This window comes from Enterobacter cloacae complex sp. ECL411, assembly GCF_021869665.1.
Taxonomy (GTDB): Bacteria; Pseudomonadota; Gammaproteobacteria; order Enterobacterales; family Enterobacteriaceae; genus Enterobacter; species Enterobacter intestinihominis.
This window is the reverse complement of record NZ_CP091489.1, coordinates 16,656-41,203: the sequence shown is the minus strand read 5'-3', so window position 1 is coordinate 41,203 and position 24,548 is coordinate 16,656. Positions and strand designations below refer to the sequence as shown.

The window sequence follows — 24,548 nt, the reverse complement described above, 5'->3', positions numbered from 1 at the left end:
TGAGAGCTGCCACCGCTACGAAGCCAAAAAAAATTGATGCCTACCGTAAGGAGCCATCAGTAAATAAAAAGTATTTGCCCTATTCTTATCACCTCAATGATTACGTGATTTCGATGGAAAACGGCGATCTGATGGCTTTTTTCAAGCTGGATGGCCGCACACATGACTGCGCATCAGATCGGGAACTGGTCACCTGGCATAAAGACCTTAATACGCTGGTCAAGAGCTTCGGAACAGACCATGTAGAGCTGTGGACGCATGAATATCACCATGAGGCTAAAGAGTACCCGGATGGTGAGTATGACCATTTTTTCCCTGCTTATGTTGATCAATATAACCGTAAGCTGCACGGTGATTCCAAGCAGCTGATTAATGACCTTTATCTGACCGTTATTTACAAACAGGTAGGGGATAAAACACAGAAGTTTCTGGCGAAATTTGAAAAGCCGACTCGTGACGAAATTCAGCAAATGCAGAATGAGGCGCTTGAAGGTCTGGAAGATATTTCTGAACAAATCCTGGAAGCAATGAAGCCGTATGGCATTCAGCAGTTGGGTATCTATTATCGTGACAAACGCGGTGTTGAAATTCCTGCGCCTGATAAAAAAGAACGTGAAGAACTTGCTGAAGTCGATGAATCAGACATTTTTGACGAAGCCATTGTTATCGAACGCAACGAGCCTGAACCTTCGCAGGCTCACGCTTATTCAAAAGCGCTGGAGTTCCTTTATTTCCTCGCAAATATGGAATGGGCCATCGTGCCTGTTTGCCGTGATCGTATCCGTGAGTACATCATGGACAACCGCCCTGTTAGCTCCCTGTGGGGGGATGTTGTCCAGATCAGAACGGTAGATCACAACTTCTATACCACCGGCATTGAATTTCGTGAATACGAAGAAGATACAGAGCCAGGCCAGCTTAACATGCTTAAAGAAGCCGATTTTGAATACCTTCTGACGCAGAGTTTTTCTTGCCTCTCTGAATCTTCAGCTAAAACGTTTCTGACGCATCAGGAAAAATCTTTGCAGGAAACGCGCGACCGTGCGCAAAGCCAGCTGGCACAGCTTGGTACTGCGCTCGATATGCTGACGTCCAGAGAGTTCGTGATGGGCTACCATCATGGAACCGTGCATGTCTGGGATAATGACCAAAACGCGGTACAGCGCAAAGCGCGTCGTGTGAAGGTTATGCTAACCGGCTGTGGCGTGGTTGGCGGGACTATCAGCCTGGCCTCTGAGGCTGCATATTATGCGAGACTGCCTGGCAACCAGAAATGGGCGCCGCGCCCGGTTCCGATAAACTCATGGAACTTCCTGCACTTCAGCCCGTTCCACAATTTTATGCGTGGCAAGCCTGACAATAACCCGTGGGGGCCAGCGCTGACCATGTTCCGCACGATCAGCGGTACGCCACTCTATTTTAATTTCCATGTGACCCCGCTTGAAGAACTTTCCTACGGTAAACGCCCGCTGGGCCATGCGTTAATAACGGGTATGTCGGGGGAAGGTAAAACCACGCTGCTTAACTTCCTGCTGGCGCAGTCAATGAAGTACAACCCGCGGCTTTTTGTTTATGACCGTGACCGCGGTATGGAGCCGTTCATTCGAAGCGTTGGTGGCTACTATAAAGTTCTGCAACAGGGTATGCCGTCCGGGTTTGCCCCGCTTCAGATTGAACCGACCAAACGCAATATTGCCCTCATTAAAAACCTGTTCCGCATTTGTGTGGAAACCACCAATAACGGGCCTATCAGCGCAACGATGGCTACCGAACTGGCTGAAGGCGTTGATGCGGTTATGGGGGAAGGCTCACTTATTCCACGCGAGGCGCGCACCGTTACTATCCTGGACGGGTACGTGAATGAAGTTGTGGAAAATGGCGTATCACTGAAAGGGCTGCTGCGCGAATGGACGCGCGAAGGCCAGTATGGCTGGCTGTTTGACAATGATAAAGACAGCCTGGATCTCAGCGCGAATGATATTTTTGGCTTCGATTTATCCGAGTTTATCGCAGCCAAAGAGGAAGTATCCAGCCCGGCCCGTACTCCGCTCATGATGTACCTTCTGTACCGGGTACGTGACTCCATCGACGGCAAACGCCGCGTCATTCAGTGCTTTGACGAGTTCCACGCCTACCTTGACGATCCGGTTATCGAGCGTGAAGTTAAGCGTGGTATCAAAACTGACCGTAAGAAAGACGCTATCTATGTGTTTGCCACGCAGGAGCCGAACGATGCGCTGTCCAGCCGTATTGGCCGCACGATCATGTCGCAGACCGTCACAAAAATCTGCCTGCGCGATCCGGAAGCTATCCGAGAGGATTATGCCTTCCTTACTGATGCTGAATACGACGCGCTGATGTCGATTACCGAACACTCCAGACAGTTCCTGGTTAAACAAGGGCAACAGTCTGCGATTGCTTCTTTCAATCTCTACCCTCGCAACAGCGACGATATTGATGCAGATATTAAGACAATGGACAACGTTCTTAGCGTGTTGTCCGGTGAACCACAAAACGCCGAAATTGCGCATGAGCTGGTTGAACGGCTCGGTAATGACCCTGAAGTATGGCTCAAAGAATACTGGCGCCTGACGGCTTAACAACGAGGCAAAACACCATGAAAAAACACTGACGGCAGTATTGCTGACCACCGGCCTGATTCTGGGAGGCGCGCAAAGCGCTTCCGCAGGCATCATCGTGACCAACCCTACTGAGCTGGCTAAACAGGTCGAGCAGCTTCAGCAAATGGCGCAGCAGCTGGAGCAGCTTAAAAGCCAGCTGCAAACGCAGAAAAATATGTATGAGTCGATGGCAAAGACAACCAACCTGGGCGATCTGCTGGGGACGTCTACCAGCACGCTGGCAAATAATTTGCCGGACAACTGGAAGGAGATCTACAGCGACGCCATGAACTCCAGTTCTTCCGTCACGCCTTCAGTTAACAGCATGATGGGCCAGTTTAATGCGGAAGTTGACGACATGACGCCCAGCGAAGCAATTACCTACATGAACAAAAAGCTGGCTGAAAAAGGCGCTTATGACCGCGTTATGGCAGAAAAAGCCTACAACAACCAGATGCAGGAACTAACCGATATGCAGGAGCTGACGGAGCAGATTAAAACGACTCCAGACCTGAAATCGATTGCTGACTTACAGGCCCGTATCCAGACGTCACAGGGTGCTATTCAGGGTGAGCAGGCGAAGCTGAATCTGATGAACATGTTGCAGCAGTCACAGGACAAGCTATTACGTGCGCAGAAAGAACGTGCCACCCACAATTTTGTTTTTGGAACCGGCGGGGACGTTACCGCGTCACCTTCAATTAACTGAGGTAATTATGAAAAAACTACTGCTTGTTATCCCTTTCCTCCTGGTGGCCTGCGATGCCTCGCATGACGTGGAGTGGTACAAAAAACATGAGAAAGAGCGCAAGGCAACAATTCAGGAATGCAAGAAAGACGCGGATGAACTTCAGAAACCTGATTGCAAAAACGCGCGCGAAGCCGATCGTCAGCTGTTTGTGTTCGGCAAAAAAGACGGCGAAATCAATTCACCGAAAATTTAGGAGTAAGGAGGCAATATGGCATTCACCCTAGTCGCAGACATTTTCGCAAAAGTAGACGGGGCGATTACGTCAATGGTGAGCGCCAATGTTGCCACCATTATCTCTGATGTAACGCCTCTGATTGCCACCTGTCTGACAATCAAGCTGATGGTTCAGGGGATGTACTCAGCGTTTAATCCGGGGGCGGGCGACAGCCTGAGTTCGCTGATTAAAGAGTATCTTTCCATAGCCCTTATCCTGAGCTTTGCAACGGCGGGCGGCTGGTATCAACAGGAACTGGTCAACGTGGCGCTTCACCTGCCGGATGATTTTGCCGGGATACTGTCTGCCCCTAATAAAGTCGGTGCAAGTGGCGTACCGGCGATTATTGATAGCGGTATTGAAAAAGGTATCAAGATCGTCAACACCGCATGGGAAGCCGCAGACGTGTTTTCATCGAGCGGCCTGGCCGCGTATGCCATTGGCGGCATTATGATGATTGCTACCGTTGTGCTGGGCGGCCTCGGTGCGGGCTTTGTGATCATGGCTAAGATCCTTCTGGCCGTTACGCTTTGTTTTGGCCCGATTGCAATCTTCTGCCTGCTGTGGGGAGCGACAAAAAACATCTTTGCTCGCTGGCTGGCGTCGGTCATTAACTATGGCCTTGTCGTCGTCATTCTTGCGCTCGTGTTTGGTTTCATCATGCAGATGTTCGACAACCTCCTGTCCTCGATGAACTCTGATGCCGCTTACTCATCAATCACTGGTTCTATCTCCGCCTTATTACTGACGGTCATTTCCGTTTTCGTTCTGTTCCAGATTCCGCAAATTGCCGCCAGCTGGGGTAGCGGTATCAGCGCCGGAGTTGCTGACGCCGCACGCTCTACGGGTTCTTCCATGCAGGCGCTTGGCAATATGGGCAGCCACGGCATGTTTGGCGGTAATGCGTTCAGAGGCGGTAACAGTGGCGGCGGCCAGCAATCGGCAGGTGGAGGAAGTGGCAGCAACAGCGGAGGAAGCAGTGGTTCTAATTTAAGTGGTAAGGCAAGGGGCAGTCGCGGGAAGAAGGCTGCATAAAATTAAAACAAAAGTCGTTGAAATTGCAATTTCGGCGACTTATTATAATTAGTACGTTCAACAACCGATAATGGATGCCGTAATGCGCAGCTTATTGCTTATGGGAGTTCTTCTGATTAGCGCCTGTTCCAGCGGGCATAAACCGCCACCGGAGCCGGACTGGAGCAACACCGTTCCAGTAAACAAAACAATCCCGGTTGATACGCAAGGTGGTGCAAATGAAAGCTAATAAAAAAACAGGGCTTACACGTGAAGCCATTAAAGAGTTCAACGAAAGCCGTAAAGGGCTTGAAGTTGATCTGATGGATGAAGTGCTGAAGTCCCGGCGTACCGCCTGGATGGTTGCCACCGGTTCAGCGGTGGTAACTGTTTTTGCACTCTCTTTAGTTGGTTACGTGGTGCATAAGTACAGCCAGCCAATCCCCGCACATCTGCTAACGCTCAACGAGGCCACTCACGAAGTACAGCAGGTCAAGCTGACCCGCGACCAGACCTCTTATGGTGACGAAATTGATAAGTTCTGGCTGACACAATATGTCATTCACCGTGAGAGCTATGACTTCTATTCAGTTCAGGTCGACTATACGGCCGTTGGCTTAATGTCCACGCCGAACGTGGCAGAGTCTTACCAGAGCAAGTTCAAGGGCCGCAACGGTCTTGATAAGGTTCTGGGCGACAGTGAAACGACCCGCGTGAAGATTAACTCTGTGATCCTCGATAAACCGCACGGCGTAGCAACGATACGCTTTACTACGGTTCGCCGCGTGCGCAGCAATCCCGTTGATGATCAGCCGCAGCGCTGGATTGCCATTATGGGGTATGAATATAAATCGCTGGCGATGAATGCTGAGCAGCGTTATGTCAACCCGCTGGGTTTCCGCGTGACGAGTTATCGCGTCAACCCTGAAGTTAACTGAGGGCTGCCCCATGAAAAAACTACTTCTTTCAGCAGTCGTTTTGTCAGTCCTGGGAGGCGCGGCCACTAACGTTATGGCGCTTGAGGTTGGCCGCAATTCTCCTTATGACTATCGCATTAAAAGCGTTGTTTATAACCCTGTTAATGTGGTCAAAATTGACGCTATCGCCGGTGTGGCTACCCACATTGTTGTCGCGCCTGACGAAACCTATATCACTCATGCTTTTGGCGATTCTGAAAGCTGGACGTTTGCGCACAAAATGAACCATTTTTTTGTGAAGCCGAAACAGGCCATGAGTGATACCAACCTGGTGATCGTCACCGATAAGCGCACCTATAACATCGTCCTCCATTTCATCGGTGAAGAAACGAAGAAAAATGCAGACGGTACGGTATCAAAATCCTTTATTGAAACGCCGTGGGCTGTGCGCCAGGCCGTTCTTCAGCTGACCTATGAATATCCGTTTGAGCAGCAGGAAAAAGCCAAAAGCGCGGCTGATAAAAAACGCATTACGCAGAAGCTGAAGCAGACGGCTTTTGCGGGGGCGAAGAACTATCAGTACGTAATGAGCGAACAGCCTGAAATGCGCAGCATCCAGCCGGTTCACGTCTGGGATAACTACCGCTTTACCCGGTTTGAGTTTCCGGCCAATGCGGAGTTACCGCAGGTCTACATGATCTCGGCCAGTGGCAAAGAAACGCTGCCTAACTCTCATGTTGTGGGTGAGAACCGCAACATCATCGAGGTGGAAACCGTCGCTAAAGAGTGGCGTATTCGTCTGGGCGATAAAGTCGTTGGCGTTCGTAATAATAATTTCGCACCGGGCGCCGGTGCGGTAGCAACCGGTACGGCTTCCCCGGATGTGCGCAGGGTTCAAATTGGGGAGGATAACTGATGGCCCGTAAAAGTGTCGATGTAGATCAGGAACTCGATGAAAACACCGGAGACGGTGAATTTGAAAGCGAGCGTGGCGGATTTAAAGGCAGTAACCGCCGTTCGGCTCCTGGTATGAAAGCCTTTGTCATACTGATGGCGCTGCTTGCTTTGGTATTCATCGGGATTACGGTCATGGGTAAAATTCGCACCCCGGCTAAAGCTGAAGCTGATAAAGACGGTGGTAAAGCGCAACAGGCCAATACACTGCCAAACTACAGCTTTAACAGCGATCCTGATGTTAATAAACCTGCAACTGCGCAGAATAGCGCCACTGATGCCCGTGCTGTGCAGGCTGCCGCACAGGCAGATGCAGATGCGGGCAGCAGCAATACCGCCGCGCGTACCTCTAATAAGCGTAAAGAACCTTCGCCTGAAGAACTGGCTATGCAGCGTCGTCTGGGCGGCGAGCTGGCCCAGACTAATCAGGCGGCTACAAGCAATAGTCCCGGAGTGCAGCCCCAGGACAACGAAACAAGCGAAGGTAGTTCAGCACTCGCTAAAAACCTGACTCCTGCAAGGCTGAAGGCTAGCCGCGCTGGAGTCATGGCTAATCCCAGCCTGACTGTTCCGAAAGGCAAAATGATCCCCTGTGGTACCGGCACCGAGCTGGATACCACTGTTCCGGGTCAGGTTTCCTGCCGGGTTTCACAGGACGTTTACTCAGCTGATGGACTCGTTAGGCTGATTGATAAAGGCTCATGGGTTGACGGGCAGATTACCGGTGGTATCAAAGACGGCCAGGCGCGCGTGTTTGTTCTCTGGGAGCGTATCCGCAATGACCAGGACGGGACAATCGTTAATATTGACAGTGCCGGAACGAACTCACTCGGCAGCGCGGGGATTCCGGGCCGGTGGATACCCATATGTGGGAGCGTCTGCGTGGTGCGATCATGATTTCGTTGTTCTCTGACACCTTAACGGCGCTGGTTAACCAGACGCAGAGTAATAACATTCAGTACAACAGCACAGAAAACAGCGGTGAGCAGCTGGCGTCTGAAGCACTTCGCTCTTACATGTCTATCCCCCTACCCTCTACGATCAGCAGGGTGATGCGGTGAGCATTTTTGTTGCCCGCGACCTCGATTTCAGCGGCGTTTATACGCTCGCAGACAACTAAAAAGTGGGCGCTTAGCGCCCGCTTTTCTTCAGGAGTAATCATGACTGATGCAGCTTTCTATCAACTTGGCCCACTGCGCGAGTATTTAGAAGATCCTACTGTTTTTGAAATTCGCATTAACTGCTTTCAGGAAGTTATCTGTGATACGTTCAGCGGCCGCAGGGTTGTGCAGAACGCGGCAATTACGGCAGATTTTATTAGGAACCTTGCTAAATCGTTGGTGAGCAGCAACAAGCTGACCATGCAGGCCATTAATGACGTGATCCTGCCTGGCGGGATCAGGGGCGTTATCTGTCTGCCCCCTGCGGTGATTGACGGTACAACGGCCGTAGCGTTTCGTAAGGATTTGGCGGCCGATAAAAATCTGGAGCAGCTGACCAGCGAGGGGATTTTCAGTGACTGCCGGAAGATTACCGGCAGCAAGCAAAGCCTAACGGATGATGATTTTTTCCTTAAAGAGCTGCACAGCAGCGAAAAATGGCCCGCATTCCTGCAAACCGCCGTTGAGAAGAAACGCACTATCGTGATCTGCGGTGAAACCGGGTCGGGGAAAACGGTACTCACGCGCGCGCTGTTAAAATCGCTACATAAAGACGAGCGTGTAATTATTTTAGAGGACGTTCACGAAGTCACGGTCGATCACGTTGTAGAAGCCGTTTATATGATGTACGGCGATGCAGGAAAGATCGGCCGCGTCAGCGCCACTGATGCCCTGCGAGCCTGTATGCGTCTGACACCGGGCCGTATCATCATGACTGAGCTTAGGGATGATGCTGCGTGGGATTATCTTAAAGCACTTAATACCGGCCATCCAGGCGGTGTTATGTCAACGCACGCTAACTCTGCGCGCGATGCCTTTAACCGTATTGGGCTGCTTATCAAGGCGACCCCTATCGGCCGTATGCTCGATATGAGCGATATTATGCGAATGCTCTACTCCACCATTGACGTTGTGGTGCATATGGAAAAGCGGAAAATCAAAGAAATTTATTTTGACCCTGAATATAAAATGCAGTGTGTGAACGGGAGCCTGTAATGAAAAACTTAGCAACCTGGCTTCTGGCCGCAGCATTTACGACAGCCGCCCTGCCCGCCTTTGCGGTGGAACCATCCGTTCAGGTTGGCTACTCGCCTGAAGGAAGCGCCCGCGTTCTCGTCCTGAGCGCCATTGACTCCGCAAAAACCTCGATACGGATGATGGCTTATTCTTTTACCGCCCCGGATATTATGAAGGCACTGGTAGCAGCCAAAAAACGGGGAGTTGATGTGAAAATCGTAATTGATGAAAGGGGCAATACGGGGCGCGCCAGCATTGCGGCCATGAACTACATAGCGAACAGCGGCATCCCTTTGCGTACTGACAGTGATTTCCCTATCCAGCATGACAAGGTGATCATCGTGGATAATGTGACCGTTGAAACTGGCAGCTTTAATTTCACCAAAGCGGCCGAAACGAAAAACTCGGAGAATGCGGTGGTGATCTGGAACATGCCTAAGCTCGCTGAATCATTCCTCGAACACTGGCAAGACCGCTGGAATCGGGGGAGAGACTACCGTTCCAGCTACTGAATACTGACCGCCGAAAGGCGGTTTTTTTTGTTCAAAGAAACTGATCTCAGTATCGCGCACGGGGCAGCTGGCCAACGTCGCCGGCATCGCGCCGGCAAAAATCGAAAAACAGAAATATCAGCAAGATAGCTTAAACAGGTGTCGGGAAATTTCGTTGAGATATTTTGAAGGAATCACAGTGTAAGCAGGCGGCCTATTTCAAAAAAGGCGGCTGTACGGTAGTCACTGACTCTCTCGCAGATCTTCCCGCTCATGTACCAGTAATACCCGTCAGTGCTGACAATATCGAGCAAATACCGCATATCATAAACCGTATCGGGTATTACCTCACCCTCACCGGCCAGAACGCCGCTGGCAATAGAATGGTTCCCTCCTCGTACAAAGCCTATCCGCCAGGGCAACCACAAAGTAACGCGGTGGTTAATATCCTGTACCCACGGATTGCCCTTAGCGCTGCCTATATGGGGTCTGAGGTCCAACCATGCGAAAAACCACGTTAAGAAAGCAACCTTCTGAAAAGGCGACGTTTATCAGTTTTTTTTCCGGCCATAAAGGGGGCGGAAATTATTCCCTGCACGGGTATTCGCAAGGATTTCGGTAGTGCTCTGGCTCTGCCCCCCATAACCTGGCGGACAGAGCATGATTGGGAAAGCGGTACCCTCACGGCAGAAACGATTGACGCAGGCTATATTTCTATTATTCTGGAAATATAGATAAAGGAGGTATTATGGATTTAAACACTGCTGCAAACGCACTTCGAGAACTGGGCCACCCGACACGTCTCAGCATATACCGGGAGCTGGTCAGGGCGGGTCATGAAGGCCTGCCGGTTGGCGAACTGCAGAAGCACCTTGAGATTCCTGCCTCCACGCTCAGCCATCATCTTTCAGCGCTGATATCCGCTGGACGGCACTGTTGCAAATAGTCGGTGGTGATAAACTTATCATCCCCTTTTGCTGATGGAGCTGCACATGAACCCATTCAAAGGCCGGCATTTTCAGCGTGACATCATTCTGTGGGCCGTACGCTGGTACTGCAAATACGGCATCAGTTACCGTGAGCTGCAGGAGATGCTGGCTGAACGCGGAGTGAATGTCGATCACTCCACGATTTACCGCTGGGTTCAGCGTTATGCGCCTGAAATGGAAAAACGGCTGCGCTGGTACTGGCGTAACCCTTCCGATCTTTGCCCGTGGCACATGGATGAAACCTACGTGAAGGTCAATGGCCGCTGGGCGTATCTGTACCGGGCCGTCGACAGCCGGGGCCGCACTGTCGATTTTTATCTCTCCTCCCGTCGTAACAGCAAAGCTGCATACCGGTTTCTGGGTAAAATCCTCAACAACGTGAAGAAGTGGCAGATCCCGCGATTCATCAACACGGATAAAGCGCCCGCCTATGGTCGCGCGCTTGCTCTGCTCAAACGCGAAGGCCGGTGCCCGTCTGACGTTGAACACCGACAGATTAAGTACCGGAACAACGTGATTGAATGCGATCATGGCAAACTGAAACGGATAATCGGCGCCACGCTGGGATTTAAATCCATGAAGACGGCTTACGCCACCATCAAAGGTATTGAGGTGATGCGTGCACTACGCAAAGGCCAGGCCTCAGCATTTTATTATGGTGATCCCCTGGGCGAAATGCGCCTGGTAAGCAGAGTTTTTGAAATGTAAGGCCTTTGAATAAGACAAAAGGCTGCCTCATCGCTAACTTTGCAACAGTGCCGAAGCAGATTATGCGTTCTCATAATGCGATACACCCGCTTTGCATTAACCACAGGCAGGCCGTCCCGCTCCGACTCCCGTCGCAGCAGCGCCCACACACGGCGATAACCATACGTCGGCAGGTCAGCCACCGCCATGTTTATCCGGGACAATACGGTGGTATCGTCAGAACGGGGCTGCCGTCTGCGATCCTGTCAGTCAGATGGCCGGTGAACCCGAATGCTCAACTGCGCACGCGACACGCCAAGACTTCTGCAAACGTCGCTTATTCGTCGTTCCCAGGCAACGAGGGCGCATGCGCAATCCATTTTTTTGCCCGGCCGAACTCCACGGCCTCTTTGAGTATCTCGGCTTCCATCGTCTTTTTGCCCAGAAGGCGCTGGAGTTCGCGAATTTGCTTATTGGCGGCAGCGAGTTCGGAGGCCGGCACCACTTCCTCGCCCGATGCAACAGCCGTCAGTGAACCGTCTTAATATTGCTTGCGCCATTTGAATATCTGGTTTGCATTGATGCCATGCAGGCGCGCGACATGAGACACGGTCATACCGGGCTCCATAGTCTGCTGAATAATGGCAATTTTTTCCTGCGGTGTACGACGCCGACGCCGCTCAGGTCCTGATAACACTCCAACCATCTTATCGTTCTGACTGGTATTAAACATAGTTCCAAGACTACCTCTTATTTTAAGAGAGTCGAAGTGTCTGGTGATCTATGGGGCCAGTCTAGCCCTCTTCCAAGTGTAGGGAGATATAGTCAAAGTTTGCTTCTCCGCCGATGAGTCCGCCCTGCGTCGGATAGTCCGATTTTTTACCGGCGAAGCACGGCTCTCCTAACCCTATCTAAAGCGAATAACTTTTTTCAACAGGGCCGCGTGCCAATGCAAGAGCGATAGGCGCTCTACGCGCCAATTTGACCACTTAAAACAGGTAAATTGAGGGGTTGTAATGTGTTGATGTAACAGGCTTTTATTTTAATGTCTTGGCATATGTATAATGGTAGTCTAGCCCTCCTTTCAACAAGGAGTACTCATGGAAACCTACAATCATACATATCGGCACCACAACTTTTCACATAAAGACTTAAGTGATCTCACCTTCACCGCTTGCACATTCATTCGCAGCGACTTTCGACGTGCTAACTTGCGTGATACGACATTCGTCAACTGCAAGTTCATTGAACAGGGTGATATCGAAGGCTGCCACTTTGATGTCGCAGATCTTCGTGATGCAAGTTTCCAACAATGCCAACTTGCGATGGCAAACTTCAGTAATGCCAATTGCTACGGTATAGAGTTCCGTGCGTGTGATTTAAAAGGTGCCAACTTTTCCCGAACAAACTTTGCCCATCAAGTGAGTAATCGTATGTACTTTTGCTCAGCATTTATTTCTGGATGTAATCTTTCCTATGCCAATATGGAGAGGGTTTGTTTAGAAAAATGTGAGTTGTTTGAAAATCGCTGGATAGGAACGAACCTAGCGGGTGCATCACTGAAAGAGTCAGACTTAAGTCGAGGTGTTTTTTCCGAAGATGTCTGGGGGCAATTTAGCCTACAGGGTGCCAATTTATGCCACGCCGAACTCGACGGTTTAGATCCCCGCAAAGTCGATACATCAGGTATCAAAATTGCAGCCTGGCAGCAAGAACTGATTCTCGAAGCACTGGGTATTGTTGTTTATCCTGACTAATTGCTTTGATGTGTGATTTTAAACGCTCAAATTTATAAAACGAATAATATTGTCAACCTTGCAATAATAGACATAGGGACAACCATGTATAAATTTTTACCCTCAGGCGTCTTCACAATAGAGCCATATAGCAGTGGGTCACTTAGTGGGCTTAATTTTTCCATTAAAGATAATATTAATATTGCTCAGTATAAAACATCATATGGTAGCCCATCTTGGCAAGTAAACATAAGGCTGCCATTTATAAGGCACTGTTGCAAAAATGTGGAGGTGATAGGGGTACTACGCCGGAACCCCAGATTTTTCCGTCCGTTCAAATTATCCACGGTTGAACAGCTTGATCCCGTCCGCCCGCAGTTGACCAACAGGGGAAATATGCCTGTACAAAGTTTGCCGGGTTATCCCAAGTTCCTGGCATAGCGTACTGACCTTTGTTTCTGATTGTCCCATTGATGCCATTGCCAGTCGCAGTTTGACTGGCGTCATTTTATAAGGTCGGCCGCCGTTCCGCCCACGGGCTCTTGCTGATGCCAGACCTGCAGTCGTTCTTTCAGCAATCAGTTCGCGCTCAAACTCCGCCAGTGCGGCAAAGATACCGAAGACAAGCTTGCCAGCGGCCGTTGTTGTGTCGATAGTCGCCCCGTGACCGGTCAGCACTTTCAGACCGGTCCCCCTCGCGGTCAGGTCGTGCACTGTATTAATGAGATGACGAAGATCACGACCGAGGCGGTCCAGCTTCCATACGACCAGCGTGTCTCCGGGTCGTAGTGCTTTCAGACAGGCTGTAAGTCCAGGACGCTCTTCTCGTTTGCCCGATGCCCGGTCCTCATAAAAATGTGCGGCATCAACACCTGCGGCGATCAGTGCATCACGTTGTAAATCATTCGTCTGCGAACCATCCGCTTTTGACATCCGAATATATCCGATGAACATATTTCCTCTGTCACATATACGTTCGATTATGTGACATTCTGATTTGGGTACCATAATCTGTCAACGGTAGTCACATTACCCGTAATTTAAATTATGACACGTAAAGGTTCTATGTTAATGATAATGTGACAAGCGCGTTTAAATAGGCATAAGGATCAGAGATGCCTACTAAAAATAAGCTCCTCAGTATTCTTTCGGACGCCGAGCAGGAAGCGCTCTATGGTCTACCTGATTTCGATGATGCACAGCGGCTGGAGTTTCTGGCGCTGAATGAATATGAACTGGCGCTGGCCTGCAGTCGCCGGGGGCTTCACGCTCAAATTTATTGCATCATCCAGATCGGAGAGCATGAAAAACCTCGGGGCAGCCATCGAATGATGCCATCTACAGGGGTTAAAATAACCACCATCATTTCATAACAATACCTGCTGACTATGAAGATCTACGTCATCAAAATAGCAGTTCATGGAGTCAGTCCGATGGTCTGGCGTCGGCTGAGAATTGCTGCCGACACGTCACTGGCCGCGCTTCACTTCATTTTCCAGATAGTGCAGGGCTGGGGGGACGACCATCTCCATCAATTTCACATTTATGGCAAAGATTACGGTATCTCCTACGAAGGAGGCATCGGTTTTGTCGATAATCCGTTCCGGGTCGTGATTGATGATTTTGCTTTTGATGCTGGCGATCGCTTTACCTATGAATACAATTTCTTTGAGCACTGGCTTCATGACATTCGTGTTGAGGCCATTTATGAAAACTCTACGCTGAAAGCGCCGTTTTGTATAAGCGGCCATGGTATGCCCGGAGCCACAGCTGCGGATGAGTTCGATAAAACCCTGGCGTTTCTTGAAGCTATCGTTAATGCGGATGATGAAACAACGGTCGGCGAGATCCGCCTTTTGCTGACGACCTGGATGCTGTCAGGTTCAACCGCCACAAAATCAACCGGCAACTGAGCAGGCTCGACCTTGCATCTCCGGTACTGGAGCCTGAAGTTATCTGGCTGGGCCGTCGTCGCTGACTGATGTCTATAAAGGTATACGTTTTCAGCATGCCTCTCAGATCCCCGAAAAATGTCTATAAACCTCCCTAAATCAGTGTTTATGGATTATTCTTTAAATCTCTATGATGTTTAAAGACCTTCCGGAGGTTTTGCGTGCAATATGCCTACATCAGGGTAAGCTCGGCCGATCAGAATACGGCCCGTCAGGAAGAGGCATTGTCAAAGGCGGGTTTTCAGCCTGATAAAATTTGTGTTGAGCATGCCAGCGCGAAGGACACAAACCGCCCGGGGTTACAGGAACTCCTGGGGCAATTACGCCCTGGTGATACGCTTCTGGTTCATTCCATCGATCGCCTTTGCCGGAATATGTCGGATATGTGCGCTGTCACCACCCGGCTTCGTGACCAGGGCGTTACCCTTATTTTTCTGAAAGAGCAGCTGACGTTCAGCGCCGGCACAAACAATCCGATGCAGGAACTGCAGCTGCACATGATGTCGGCATTCAGCCAGTTTGAACGAGCCTTACTGAAGGAAAGGCAGGCCGACGGCATCGCCGCGAAAAAAGCACGGGGTGAAAAAACAGGGCGCCCCGGCGCCGATATCAAAAAGATCCAGGAAATTGACGCACTCAGAAGCAGAGGGGTCAGGCTCAGGATCGCCTGCGACCATGCGGGCCTTGGCGTTTCCACATATTATAAGCTTCGTCACCAGATGAACAACCAGTAGCCGGGAGATAGTCATCCACCACAGCAGGAGGCAATGATGCAACTGACGCTCCAGATAGTCATCACCGATGAATCAGGCTCCAGTCGAACGGAGGAACTGATGACAATCCAGAAATCAGGGGAGACCCGGAACGACATCGGATTATCGGTGTCAGAATCCAAGCTGTTGCTGAATACGGTCCAGCAGTCGGTGGTCCAGCTGCAGGCAGACGAATATACTCAACACCATATCCGGTGCCCTCACTGCCTTGCTGCGCGCAGAATCAAAGGCAAACAGAAAATACGGTACCGGACGCTGTTTGGCGTTATTCCGGTATCCGGGCTTCGGGTGTACCGGTGCCGTTGTGAAGAGAGTGATACAAAGACAGTCAGTTTGCTCAGCGACTGGGCCGGCGATTATTCTCACCCGGCACTGAAATATATTGAAACCCGCTGGGCCTCGATGATCTCCTATGAAATGACGACTCGTCTGCTGAAAGATATTCTGCCGGTGGGCCACAGCCTGAATGCCTCAACGGTGAGGAATCATTTATGCCAGGTGGCGCAGCGTCTTGACGCTGAGGCTGAAGCTCATTCAGGTTTTCTTTCCGGCTGCCCCCGCGACTGGGGGAACCTGCCCAGGCCAGGAAAACCGCTTGTGGTGGGTATAGATGGTGGTTATGTTCGCGATCGGGATGACAAAAAGCGTAATTTTGAAATTATTGCCGGGAAGTCTTTTTCCGTTGGTGCGCCTGCTGACACCCGCCGCTTCGGTTTTGTTCAGAAGGATGACTGTCATCCGGAACGCAGGCTCATGACCCACCTTTCAGCGCAGGGAATGCAGGCCAACCAGCAGATATTTTTTCTGTCCGACGGCGCGGATAATCTCAGGGACCTCCAGTTCGGTATGTACCCTGAGTCAACGCATGTGCTGGACTGGTTTCATATCACCATGAGGCTGACGGTGCTCATGCAATATGCCCGGGGACTGCTGGTATCAGATCCAGAGGCGGGGAGTAAAGTTCTGGCACTGCTGGAAAGCATTAAACGATATCTCTGGCATGGCAATGTTGTCGCTGCGCTGGAACATATTGATAATTGCGTTATGTATTGCGATGACCCTGAACTCAGCTATCCTAGCCTGAAATCCCTGCAAAAACATCTGGATGAAATGTATACCTACATCCGGAATAATAAGATGATGATCCCAAACTACGGCGAAATGCGTCGGTACGGAGAGCCGGTATCAACCGCGTTTGTGGAATCCACGATCAATGAAGTGATCGCCAGACGAATGGCCAAAAAGCAGCAGATGCAGTGGAGCAGAAAAGGGGCTCATTATTTGTTACAGACCCGGACCGCCGTTTTGAATAACGAACTGCAGGATAAATTTGTCTGCTGGTATCCGGGTTTTCAAAGTGACGGAAGGGACCAGCGATGGCAGCATAGCTCACGCTGCCCCAATATTTTTTATGCTCTCACATCTATGGGGTTCTAGGGATTTTCCGTCCAAAAACGACAAAGTGCTCTGGAGGCCGCGCCGTCCGTGGCCTCCAGAGGGGTATTACTTTTCGCTGACGGGTAAATATCCCTCGATTGAGCGCATAAGCTCCTCCAGATCTGGCAATTTTTCGCTCAATTCGAAGTGGTAAGTCCCCTTGAGGTTAATGTTGTGCCAGGCCACAGGGGATGCCTGTTTGACGATATCTATTCTCTTGGTATCTCCTTGGTATTCGAAGCTGGTCAACAGCTGGCTGAGTATCCTGGAGTTGAAGTAAACGATGGCATTGGTGACCAGGCGAGCGCACTCATTCCATAGCTGGATTTCTTCGTCTGAACTGCCCCGGAACTGATCCCCATTGACGCTGCTCACGGCCCGACGCAGTTGGTGATAGGCCTCTCCCCGGTTCAGCGCGCGCTGAACATAGTTTCTTAAACTGGCATCATCGATGTAGCACAGTAGATAATTCGCTTTCACCAGGCGATTGTATTCCGTCAGGGCTTCCAGCAGCGGGTGATTGCGCTTGTACTCCGAGAGCTTTCTCACCAAGGTGGCTTGCGTTGTTTTCCGCTGCTTAAGTGATACTGCAATCCGTTGGATGGTATCCCAGTGCTGCGCAATACGATGGGTATTGATTGGCTTTTTTAAGCACAGCTGAATTCGGTGTTCTTTGTCTTCCTTGACATCAAACATGTCATTGATCACTTTGCCAACCTGGGCATAGCGTGGGGCAAACTGGTATCCGAACAGATCCAGTAACGCGAAGTTCACATGGTTCACCCCATGGGTATCGGTTGAGAGCACATCCGGAATGATGTCTGACGTATTGCTCATCAACAAATCAAAGATGTAGTGCGATTCATGTTCGTTGGCGCCGATCACTCTGGCGTTGATCGCAGCGTGATTGGCGATCAAGGTCATGGCAGAAACACCTTTTTGAGTGCCAAAGTACTTCGACGAATAACGGGTTTTGAAGGTCTCGCGCCGGGCTTCGAACTTTTGACCATCGGCACTGGCGTGGATCACATCTTCCTGGATGTTGTAGTACCGGAAGATGGGTAGCTTGGCTGTCGCGTTATTGATGTTGTCGTTAGCAGCATTCAATGTTTCCAGGCGAAGATAGTTCGCCTGGATAGTGCTGAGCTGATCATAGGTACGATCAGAGATCTGTGCCATGCCGTAAATGCCTTGATTGGTTGCATTGCCGACCAGAATTGCCAACAGGTCATATTCATGGGAACGGCTTCTGGATTGGGAACCCAGCACATGAGCGAAGCAGTCAATGAAACCGGTGTCACGATCAACCATGCGCAGTACATCCGCAATCCCCGTTGTGGGAATTTGCTGGAAGAAGGGATTGTTGACCAGATGATGTTTGCTGGCCGAAGGCAGGCGCCAGAAGCGTTTACCCTGCGGATTACGCAAGATGATATTCCGGTTGTCTTCCTGTTCAAGATATTCGCCGACTTCGTACAAACGGGTATCCAATTCCATGGCCATCTGTTTGATCAGCTTTTCAGGCTCCTCCGCTAATTTTGTAAAATGGCTCTGTTGAAGCAGCGTATATTTGTTTTTTCGCCAATGTTCCCCGTCGATCAGGTCGGCGTCGAGTGCCCGGTATTTAGTGATATCAGGCAGCGTCAGCTGGCCATTCAGGCGATCAGGAATCTGTTGATAGAGGAACCACTCATAACGATCGATCAGGATATTCCCTTCACCATCCAGCAGGAATTCACGTGATTTTTTGAAAGGAGTCTGGTGTCGGCAGTTTGCAACTGAGCGTCCTGGCCGTTGAGTTCGTTTTGTGTTTTCGCCAAGGCGGCCGCTAAGTGCTGGGTGCCGTCGCAGCCTTCGAAGCGCAGACATAGGAACAACTCTCGCAGCAAACCTTTCCGCAGACTTTCTTTCTCGTCGCAGTACTGCCACATGGCTTCATCGACCGATCGTCGCTGCTCGTTCAGGAAGAGACATACAGATTCCAGATCCCTTTTGGTCAGCAGGCTCAGTGCTTGCTGTCTTACTGTTGCAAACGGTAGTTGCAGATCAATGCTGTCATCAATGAACAGGTGCAGTACTTCAGCTGCCTTGCTGACATTTTTAGCTGCTTTTTGCCAATCCTTAAACACCGCTTCCTGCGCATAATCCTTTGCCTTCTGTTTGGTCTGTCTGACATGATGCACAAAGCCATCGGCAATACGTTCCAGCGCTTGCTGCCATCGCGTTTGAAGATAGCACAATAAATACAGCCATTGGCTGCCTACGGTTTGACGTTTCAGTTTGGCACCGTAGTAGTCGACTTTCTCTGCCAGGTGTTGCAGATTTTTCTGCGACAGTGATAGCGTGCTCAACAGCAGATCCACTTCCGGCATCCAATGCTGGATATGGCGATAGACAATCAGTTCTTTCTCCAACTCGGTTCCGGTGAAGTTACGAGCCGATTGTCGCAACTGTCGGAACGGCAGTGGACCTGTGCCGTTCACGAGCTCCGCCAGTGCTTGCTTAAGACCGCGTGACATTGCACGCTCAAGGTGCGCGGCCATGTGTTCCTGTTCGTCTCCCACCACCTGACTGATGATCTTTTGCAGCGTGCTGTAGGCAGGATTGCGATCTTCTGCCCCGAACAATATTCAATGGCCGCATCGAAGAGGTGCCTAGGCGCTGTCCAGGCTCTGGCTTGCTGGGATAAGTAATCTCTCAACGCCGCTCCATGGTCTTTGACATTCCAGCGCTGGTAGTTGCAGAGCTGGAAAACACGTTGGTAAATCCGTTCGTTCTCTTTTGGCGTGAGATTAAAGGGTCTACAGCCTGGGCCTGGTAGAACGGTTTGATAAACGTATTTGAGGTCCTGCTTGATCTGATGAAAGCCGGGATTCAGCACCACCGGCTTGGCTTTGAAATAGCCCAGCAGTACCACCAGCATGTAACGCTGGCCCCGATGACGGAGGCTTTTAGCGATCGCCAGTTCCTTATCGTTCAGCGAGAAAAAGAAGCGTTGGTCGGCGGAGGTGAAAGCGGGGGGTCCATATAACTCATCTTGTTCTGCCTCGGACAAGATTTGGACACGTTCTTCGAATGCCATGGATTTAGCCCAAAAAGACTAAATCTTACTCAAACAGAGCCCAAATAGGGATCTCGAAAAAAGTAATACCCCTCTGGAGGCCACAGACGGCGGGGCCTCCAGAGCACTTTGTCGTTTTTGGACGGAAAATCCCTAGAACCCCAGATGCGCGAGAGCATAAAAAATATTGGGGCAGCGTGAGCTATGCTGCCATCGCTGGTCCCTTCCCGTCACTTTGAAAACCCGGATACCAGCAGACAAATTTATCCTGCAGTTCGTTATTCAAAACGGCGGTCCGGGTCTGTAACAAATAATGAGCCCCTTTTCTGCTCCACTGCATCTGCTGCTTTTTGGCCATTCGTCTGGCGATCACTTCATTGATCGTGGATTCCACAAACGCGGTTGATACCGGCTCTCCGTACCGACGCATTTCGCCGTAGTTTGGGATCATCATCTTATTATTCCGGATGTAGGTATACATTTCATCCAGATGTTTTTGCAGGGATTTCAGGCTAGGATAGCTGAGTTCAGGGTCATCGCAATACATAACGCAATTATCAATATGTTCCAGCGCAGCGACAACATTGCCATGCCAGAGATATCGTTTAATGCTTTCCAGCAGTGCCAGAACTTTACTCCCCGCCTCTGGATCTGATACCAGCAGTCCCCGGGCATATTGCATGAGCACCGTCAGCCTCATGGTGATATGAAACCAGTCCAGCACATGCGTTGACTCAGGGTACATACCGAACTGGAGGTCCCTGAGATTATCCGCGCCGTCGGACAGAAAAAATATCTGCTGGTTGGCCTGCATTCCCTGCGCTGAAAGGTGGGTCATGAGCCTGCGTTCCGGATGACAGTCATCCTTCTGAACAAAACCGAAGCGGCGGGTGTCAGCAGGCGCACCAACGGAAAAAGACTTCCCGGCAATAATTTCAAAATTACGCTTTTTGTCATCCCGATCGCGAACATAACCACCATCTATACCCACCACAAGCGGTTTTCCTGGCCTGGGCAGGTTCCCCAGTCGCGGGGGCAGCCGGAAAGAAAACCTGAATGAGCTTCAGCCTCAGCGTCAAGACGCTGCGCCACCTGGCATAAATGATTCCTCACCGTTGAGGCATTCAGGCTGTGGCCCACCGGCAGAATATCTTTCAGCAGACGAGTCGTCATTTCATAGGAGATCATCGAGGCCCAGCGGGTTTCAATATATTTCAGTGCCGGGTGAGAATAATCGCCGGCCCAGTCGCTGAGCAAACTGACTGTCTTTGTATCACTCTCTTCACAACGGCACCGGTACACCCGAAGCCCGGATACCGGAATAACGCCAAACAGCGTCCGGTACCGTATTTTCTGTTTGCCTTTGATTCTGCGCGCAGCAAGGCAGTGAGGGCACCGGATATGGTGTTGAGTATATTCGTCTGCCTGCAGCTGGACCACCGACTGCTGGACCGTATTCAGCAACAGCTTGGATTCTGACACCGATAATCCGATGTCGTTCCGGGTCTCCCCTGATTTCTGGATTGTCATCAGTTCCTCCGTTCGACTGGAGCCTGATTCATCGGTGATGACTATCTGGAGCGTCAGTTGCATCATTGCCTCCTGCTGTGGTGGATGACTATCTCCCGGCTACTGGTTGTTCATCTGGTGACGAAGCTTATAATATGTGGAAACGCCAAGGCCCGCATGGTCGCAGGCGATCCTGAGCCTGACCCCTCTGCTTCTGAGTGCGTCAATTTCCTGGATCTTTTTGATATCGGCGCCGGGGCGCCCTGTTTTTTCACCCCGTGCTTTTTCGCGGCGATGCCGTCGGCCTGCCTTTCCTTCAGTAAGGCTCGTTCAAACTGGCTGAATGCCGACATCATGTGCAGCTGCAGTTCCTGCATCGGATTGTTTGTGCCGGCGCTGAACGTCAGCTGCTCTTTCAGAAAAATAAGGGTAACGCCCTGGTCACGAAGCCGGGTGGTGACAGCGCACATATCCGACATATTCCGGCAAAGGCGATCGATGGAATGAACCAGAAGCGTATCACCAGGGCGTAATTGCCCCAGGAGTTCCTGTAACCCCGGGCGGTTTGTGTCCTTCGCGCTGGCATGCTCAACACAAATTTTATCAGGCTGAAAACCCGCCTTTGACAATGCCTCTTCCTGACGGGCCGTATTCTGATCGGCCGAGCTTACCCTGATGTAGGCATATTGCACGCAAAACCTCCGGAAGGTCTTTAAACATCATAGAGATTTAAAGAATAATCCATAAACACTGATTTAGGGAGGTTTATAGACATTTTTTCGGGGATCTGAGAGGCATGCTGAAAACGTATACCTTTATAGACATCAGTCAGCGACGACGGCCCAGCCAGATAACTTCAGGCTCCAGTACCGGAGATGCAAGGTCGAGCCTGCTCAGTTGCCGGTTGATTTTGTGGCGGTTGAACCTGACAGCATCCAGGTCGTCAGCAAAAGGGCGGATCTCGCCGACCGTTGTTTCATCATCCGCATTAACGATAGCTTCAAGAAACGCCAGGGTTTTATCGAACTCATCCGCAGCTGTGGCTCCGGGCATACCATGGCCGCTTATACAAAACGGCGCTTTCAGCGTAGAGTTTTCATAAATGGCCTCAACACGAATGTCATGAAGCCAGTGCTCAAAGAAATTGTATTCATAGGTAAAGCGATCGCCAGCATCAAAAGCAAAATCATCAATCACGACCCGGAACGGATTATCGACAAAACCGATGCCTCCTTCGTAGGAGATACCGTAATCTTTGCCATAAATGTGAAATTGATGGAGATGGTCGTCCCCCCAGCCCTGCACTATCTGGAAAATGAAGTGAAGCGCGGCCAGTGACGTGTCGGCAGCAATTCTCAGCCGACGCCAGACCATCGGACTGACTCCATGAACTGCTATTTTGATGACGTAGATCTTCATAGTCAGCAGGTATTGTTATGAAATGATGGTGGTTATTTTAACCCCTGTAGATGGCATCATTCGATGGCTGCCCCGAGGTTTTTCATGCTCTCCAGATGCGCGAAATGCCGAGTGAAGCCCGTCCATTCGTCCACCTCCAGCAGCAGTTCGGTGATCTTGACGTGCGGCAGGATCATTGCCGTCTGGTCGATCAGCGCTTGGGCGGTGTCGGGTACCGCCGCGTCGAGCGGCGTGATCTTCAAGCCTGACTCGGTGATGATGGCGTCCGGCAGCTCGTTGGCCGTCGCCATACGGTTGACGGTGGCAAGCTGTGTTTCCAGCAGCGTCAGCCGGTCGTTCAGGTACCGGTTGCAGTCGGTGGCCACGGCCAGCGGCAATTCGCTGGCCTGCTTGAGGCTGGCGAATTTCGCGGGCGGCACCAGGTAGTCCTCGAAGTCCTTGAACTGGCGCGACCCCTGCACCCAGATGTCGCCGGAACGCAACGCGTTCTTCATCTCCGACAGCGCGCACAGTTCGTAGGGCACTGTTGCAAAGTTAGCGATGAGGCAGCCTTTTGTCTTATTCAAAGGCCTTACATTTCAAAAACTCTGCTTACCAGGCGCATTTCGCCCAGGGGATCACCATAATAAAATGCTGAGGCCTGGCCTTTGCGTAGTGCACGCATCACCTCAATACCTTTGATGGTGGCGTAAGCCGTCTTCATGGATTTAAATCCCAGCGTGGCGCCGATTATCCGTTTCAGTTTGCCATGATCGCATTCAATCACGTTGTTCCGGTACTTAATCTGTCGGTGTTCAACGTCAGACGGGCACCGGCCTTCGCGTTTGAGCAGAGCAAGCGCGCGACCATAGGCGGGCGCTTTATCCGTGTTGATGAATCGCGGGATCTGCCACTTCTTCACGTTGTTGAGGATTTTACCCAGAAACCGGTATGCAGCTTTGCTGTTACGACGGGAGGAGAGATAAAAATCGACAGTGCGGCCCCGGCTGTCGACGGCCCGGTACAGATACGCCCAGCGGCCATTGACCTTCACGTAGGTTTCATCCATGTGCCACGGGCAAAGATCGGAAGGGTTACGCCAGTACCAGCGCAGCCGTTTTTCCATTTCAGGCGCATAACGCTGAACCCAGCGGTAAATCGTGGAGTGATCGACATTCACTCCGCGTTCAGCCAGCATCTCCTGCAGCTCACGGTAACTGATGCCGTATTTGCAGTACCAGCGTACGGCCCACAGAATGATGTCACGCTGAAAATGCCGGCCTTTGAATGGGTTCATGTGCAGCTCCATCAGCAAAAGGGGATGATAAGTTTATCACCACCGACTATTTGCAACAGTGCCCAGTCCACGCCTCAGAACTTGTGGGCTCGCTTTTAAAAAGTTCCCGTCCGTCAGGGCTGGCGCAGGCGATTATGGAGGTGGGACGGGTCAACAAGACGCTGTACCTCCTCAACTACATTGATGATGAAGAATATCGTCGCAGGATACTGACTCAGCTTAACCGGGGAGAAGGCCGTCACGCCGTGGCAAGGGCGATCTGTTACGGCCAACGTGGTGAGATTAGAAAACGTTACCGTGAGGGGCAGGAGGATCAACTGGGTGCGCTGGGGCTTGTCACTAACGCAGTTGTATTGTGGAACACGCTTTATATGCAGGAAGCGCTATCACATTTGCGCAGCGCTGGTGAGATCCCGGAAGACGAGCATATCTCACGCCTGTCGCCACTGATGTACGGTCATATCAACATGCTGGGACATTATACGTTCACGCTGCCGGAAAATATTCTGAAGGGAGAGTTGAGGCCATTAAATTTCAATTCAAACAATGAATTATTGCCTTAACGTGGTT

18 protein-coding genes and 9 pseudogenes are annotated in these 24,548 nt (G+C 50.9%); 18 read left to right on the top strand and 9 right to left on the bottom strand.

Annotation, left to right across the window (positions count from 1 at the left end; all coding sequences use genetic code 11):
* Positions 1-131: 131 nt before the first annotated feature.
* The 10 genes and pseudogenes from L3069_RS25720 (at position 132) to L3069_RS25680 (ending at position 9,160) form a co-directional block, all read left to right on the top strand.
* Positions 132-2,600 (top strand): VirB4 family type IV secretion/conjugal transfer ATPase, encoded by a 2,469-nt coding sequence (locus L3069_RS25720; protein WP_224743086.1) that lies wholly within the window; start codon positions 132-134, stop codon positions 2,598-2,600.
* 97 nt (positions 2,601-2,697) lie between these two features.
* Positions 2,698-3,330, top strand: coding sequence for a type IV secretion system protein (locus L3069_RS25715; protein ID WP_236901975.1), 633 nt, complete (start codon positions 2,698-2,700; stop codon positions 3,328-3,330).
* A gap of 7 nt (positions 3,331-3,337) precedes the next feature.
* Positions 3,338-3,565, top strand: coding sequence for an IncN-type entry exclusion lipoprotein EexN (gene eexN / locus L3069_RS25710; RefSeq protein ID WP_001749959.1), 228 nt, complete (start codon positions 3,338-3,340; stop codon positions 3,563-3,565).
* Positions 3,566-3,580: 15 nt separating this feature from the next.
* Positions 3,581-4,621, top strand: a complete 1,041-nt coding sequence (locus L3069_RS25705) for a type IV secretion system protein (protein WP_001749958.1) — start codon at positions 3,581-3,583, stop codon at positions 4,619-4,621.
* 70 nt (positions 4,622-4,691) lie between these two features.
* Complete coding sequence (locus tag L3069_RS27505) at positions 4,692-4,850, top strand: hypothetical protein (protein WP_012561180.1); 159 nt, start codon at positions 4,692-4,694, stop codon at positions 4,848-4,850.
* On the top strand, positions 4,840-5,538 hold the full coding sequence (locus L3069_RS25700; RefSeq protein ID WP_000646594.1) for a virB8 family protein: 699 nt from the start codon (positions 4,840-4,842) through the stop codon (positions 5,536-5,538). The genes L3069_RS27505 and L3069_RS25700 overlap by 11 nt, the downstream gene beginning before the upstream one ends.
* Before the next feature lie 10 nt (positions 5,539-5,548).
* Positions 5,549-6,433, top strand: coding sequence for a TrbG/VirB9 family P-type conjugative transfer protein (locus L3069_RS25695; RefSeq protein ID WP_000735066.1), 885 nt, complete (start codon positions 5,549-5,551; stop codon positions 6,431-6,433).
* Positions 6,433-7,591, top strand: a pseudogene (virB10, locus tag L3069_RS25690) (type IV secretion system protein VirB10). The gene L3069_RS25695 and the pseudogene virB10 overlap by 1 nt, the downstream one beginning before the upstream one ends.
* 40 nt (positions 7,592-7,631) lie before the next feature.
* On the top strand, positions 7,632-8,627 hold the full coding sequence (locus L3069_RS25685) for an ATPase, T2SS/T4P/T4SS family (protein WP_000128596.1): 996 nt from the start codon (positions 7,632-7,634) through the stop codon (positions 8,625-8,627).
* Entirely contained in the window at positions 8,627-9,160 is a 534-nt protein-coding gene (locus L3069_RS25680; RefSeq protein ID WP_000792636.1) for a phospholipase D family protein, read from the top strand. Before L3069_RS25685 ends, L3069_RS25680 begins: the two co-directional genes overlap by 1 nt.
* Before the next feature lie 173 nt (positions 9,161-9,333).
* Here the strand turns inward: L3069_RS25680 and L3069_RS27500 are convergent, their stop codons facing one another.
* Positions 9,334-9,561 carry a DUF6710 family protein gene (locus L3069_RS27500; RefSeq protein ID WP_042345711.1) on the bottom strand — a complete coding sequence of 76 codons (228 nt, stop codon included), beginning with the start codon at positions 9,559-9,561 and terminating at the stop codon, positions 9,334-9,336.
* A 326-nt stretch (positions 9,562-9,887) separates the two neighbouring features.
* Between L3069_RS27500 and L3069_RS25670 the strand changes: the two are divergent.
* Both L3069_RS25670 and L3069_RS25665 read left to right on the top strand, forming a co-directional pair.
* Positions 9,888-10,067, top strand: a pseudogene (locus tag L3069_RS25670) (ArsR/SmtB family transcription factor); the annotation flags it as partial.
* A 64-nt stretch (positions 10,068-10,131) separates the two neighbouring features.
* The gene (locus L3069_RS25665; RefSeq protein ID WP_001067855.1) at positions 10,132-10,836 is read left to right on the top strand and encodes an IS6-like element IS26 family transposase; all 705 of its coding nucleotides are present in this window, start codon (positions 10,132-10,134) and stop codon (positions 10,834-10,836) included.
* A gap of 53 nt (positions 10,837-10,889) precedes the next feature.
* Here L3069_RS25665 and L3069_RS25660 read toward each other — a convergent pair.
* Positions 10,890-11,521, bottom strand: a pseudogene (locus tag L3069_RS25660) (transposase); the annotation flags it as partial.
* Between the two features lie 394 nt (positions 11,522-11,915).
* On the opposite strand from L3069_RS25660, the gene L3069_RS25655 reads away from it, so the two are divergent.
* The gene (locus L3069_RS25655; RefSeq protein WP_001516695.1) at positions 11,916-12,572 is read left to right on the top strand and encodes a quinolone resistance pentapeptide repeat protein QnrS1; all 657 of its coding nucleotides are present in this window, start codon (positions 11,916-11,918) and stop codon (positions 12,570-12,572) included.
* 318 nt (positions 12,573-12,890) lie between these two features.
* Here L3069_RS25655 and L3069_RS25650 read toward each other — a convergent pair whose 3' ends face one another.
* Entirely contained in the window at positions 12,891-13,505 is a 615-nt protein-coding gene (locus L3069_RS25650; protein WP_014839983.1) for a recombinase family protein, read from the bottom strand.
* A gap of 161 nt (positions 13,506-13,666) precedes the next feature.
* Here L3069_RS25650 and L3069_RS25645 point away from each other — a divergent pair.
* The 4 genes and pseudogenes from L3069_RS25645 to L3069_RS25630 form a co-directional block, all read left to right on the top strand.
* Positions 13,667-13,849 (top strand): annotated as a pseudogene (locus tag L3069_RS25645) (DUF4158 domain-containing protein); the annotation flags it as partial.
* A gap of 135 nt (positions 13,850-13,984) precedes the next feature.
* Positions 13,985-14,529, top strand: a pseudogene (locus L3069_RS25640) (plasmid pRiA4b ORF-3 family protein).
* Positions 14,530-14,664: 135 nt separating this feature from the next.
* Positions 14,665-15,237 (top strand): recombinase family protein, encoded by a 573-nt coding sequence (locus tag L3069_RS25635; protein WP_001493762.1) that lies wholly within the window; start codon positions 14,665-14,667, stop codon positions 15,235-15,237.
* 36 nt (positions 15,238-15,273) lie between these two features.
* A complete protein-coding gene (locus L3069_RS25630; protein WP_371825705.1) occupies positions 15,274-16,713 on the top strand; it encodes an ISKra4-like element ISKpn19 family transposase in 1,440 nt (479 codons plus the stop codon).
* Positions 16,714-16,779: 66 nt separating this feature from the next.
* On the opposite strand, the pseudogene L3069_RS25625 reads toward L3069_RS25630, so the two are convergent.
* The 6 genes and pseudogenes from L3069_RS25625 to L3069_RS25600 all read right to left on the bottom strand — a co-directional run bounded on the left by L3069_RS25625 (position 16,780) and on the right by L3069_RS25600 (position 23,978).
* A pseudogene (locus L3069_RS25625) lies at positions 16,780-19,795 on the bottom strand (Tn3-like element IS3000 family transposase).
* Between the two features lie 181 nt (positions 19,796-19,976).
* Positions 19,977-21,367: pseudogene (locus L3069_RS25620) on the bottom strand (ISKra4-like element ISKpn19 family transposase).
* A gap of 47 nt (positions 21,368-21,414) precedes the next feature.
* Complete coding sequence (locus tag L3069_RS25615) at positions 21,415-21,975, bottom strand: recombinase family protein (RefSeq protein WP_228724458.1); 561 nt, start codon at positions 21,973-21,975, stop codon at positions 21,415-21,417.
* A 136-nt stretch (positions 21,976-22,111) separates the two neighbouring features.
* Entirely contained in the window at positions 22,112-22,657 is a 546-nt protein-coding gene (locus L3069_RS25610; RefSeq protein ID WP_001493763.1) for a plasmid pRiA4b ORF-3 family protein, read from the bottom strand.
* A 131-nt stretch (positions 22,658-22,788) separates the two neighbouring features.
* Positions 22,789-23,220: pseudogene (locus L3069_RS25605) on the bottom strand (Tn3 family transposase); the annotation flags it as partial.
* Between the two features lie 53 nt (positions 23,221-23,273).
* Entirely contained in the window at positions 23,274-23,978 is a 705-nt protein-coding gene (locus tag L3069_RS25600) for an IS6-like element IS26 family transposase (protein WP_001067855.1), read from the bottom strand.
* A gap of 65 nt (positions 23,979-24,043) precedes the next feature.
* On the opposite strand from L3069_RS25600, the pseudogene L3069_RS25595 reads away from it, so the two are divergent.
* A pseudogene (locus L3069_RS25595) lies at positions 24,044-24,541 on the top strand (Tn3 family transposase); the annotation flags it as partial.
* Between the last annotated feature and the right edge of the window lie 7 nt (positions 24,542-24,548).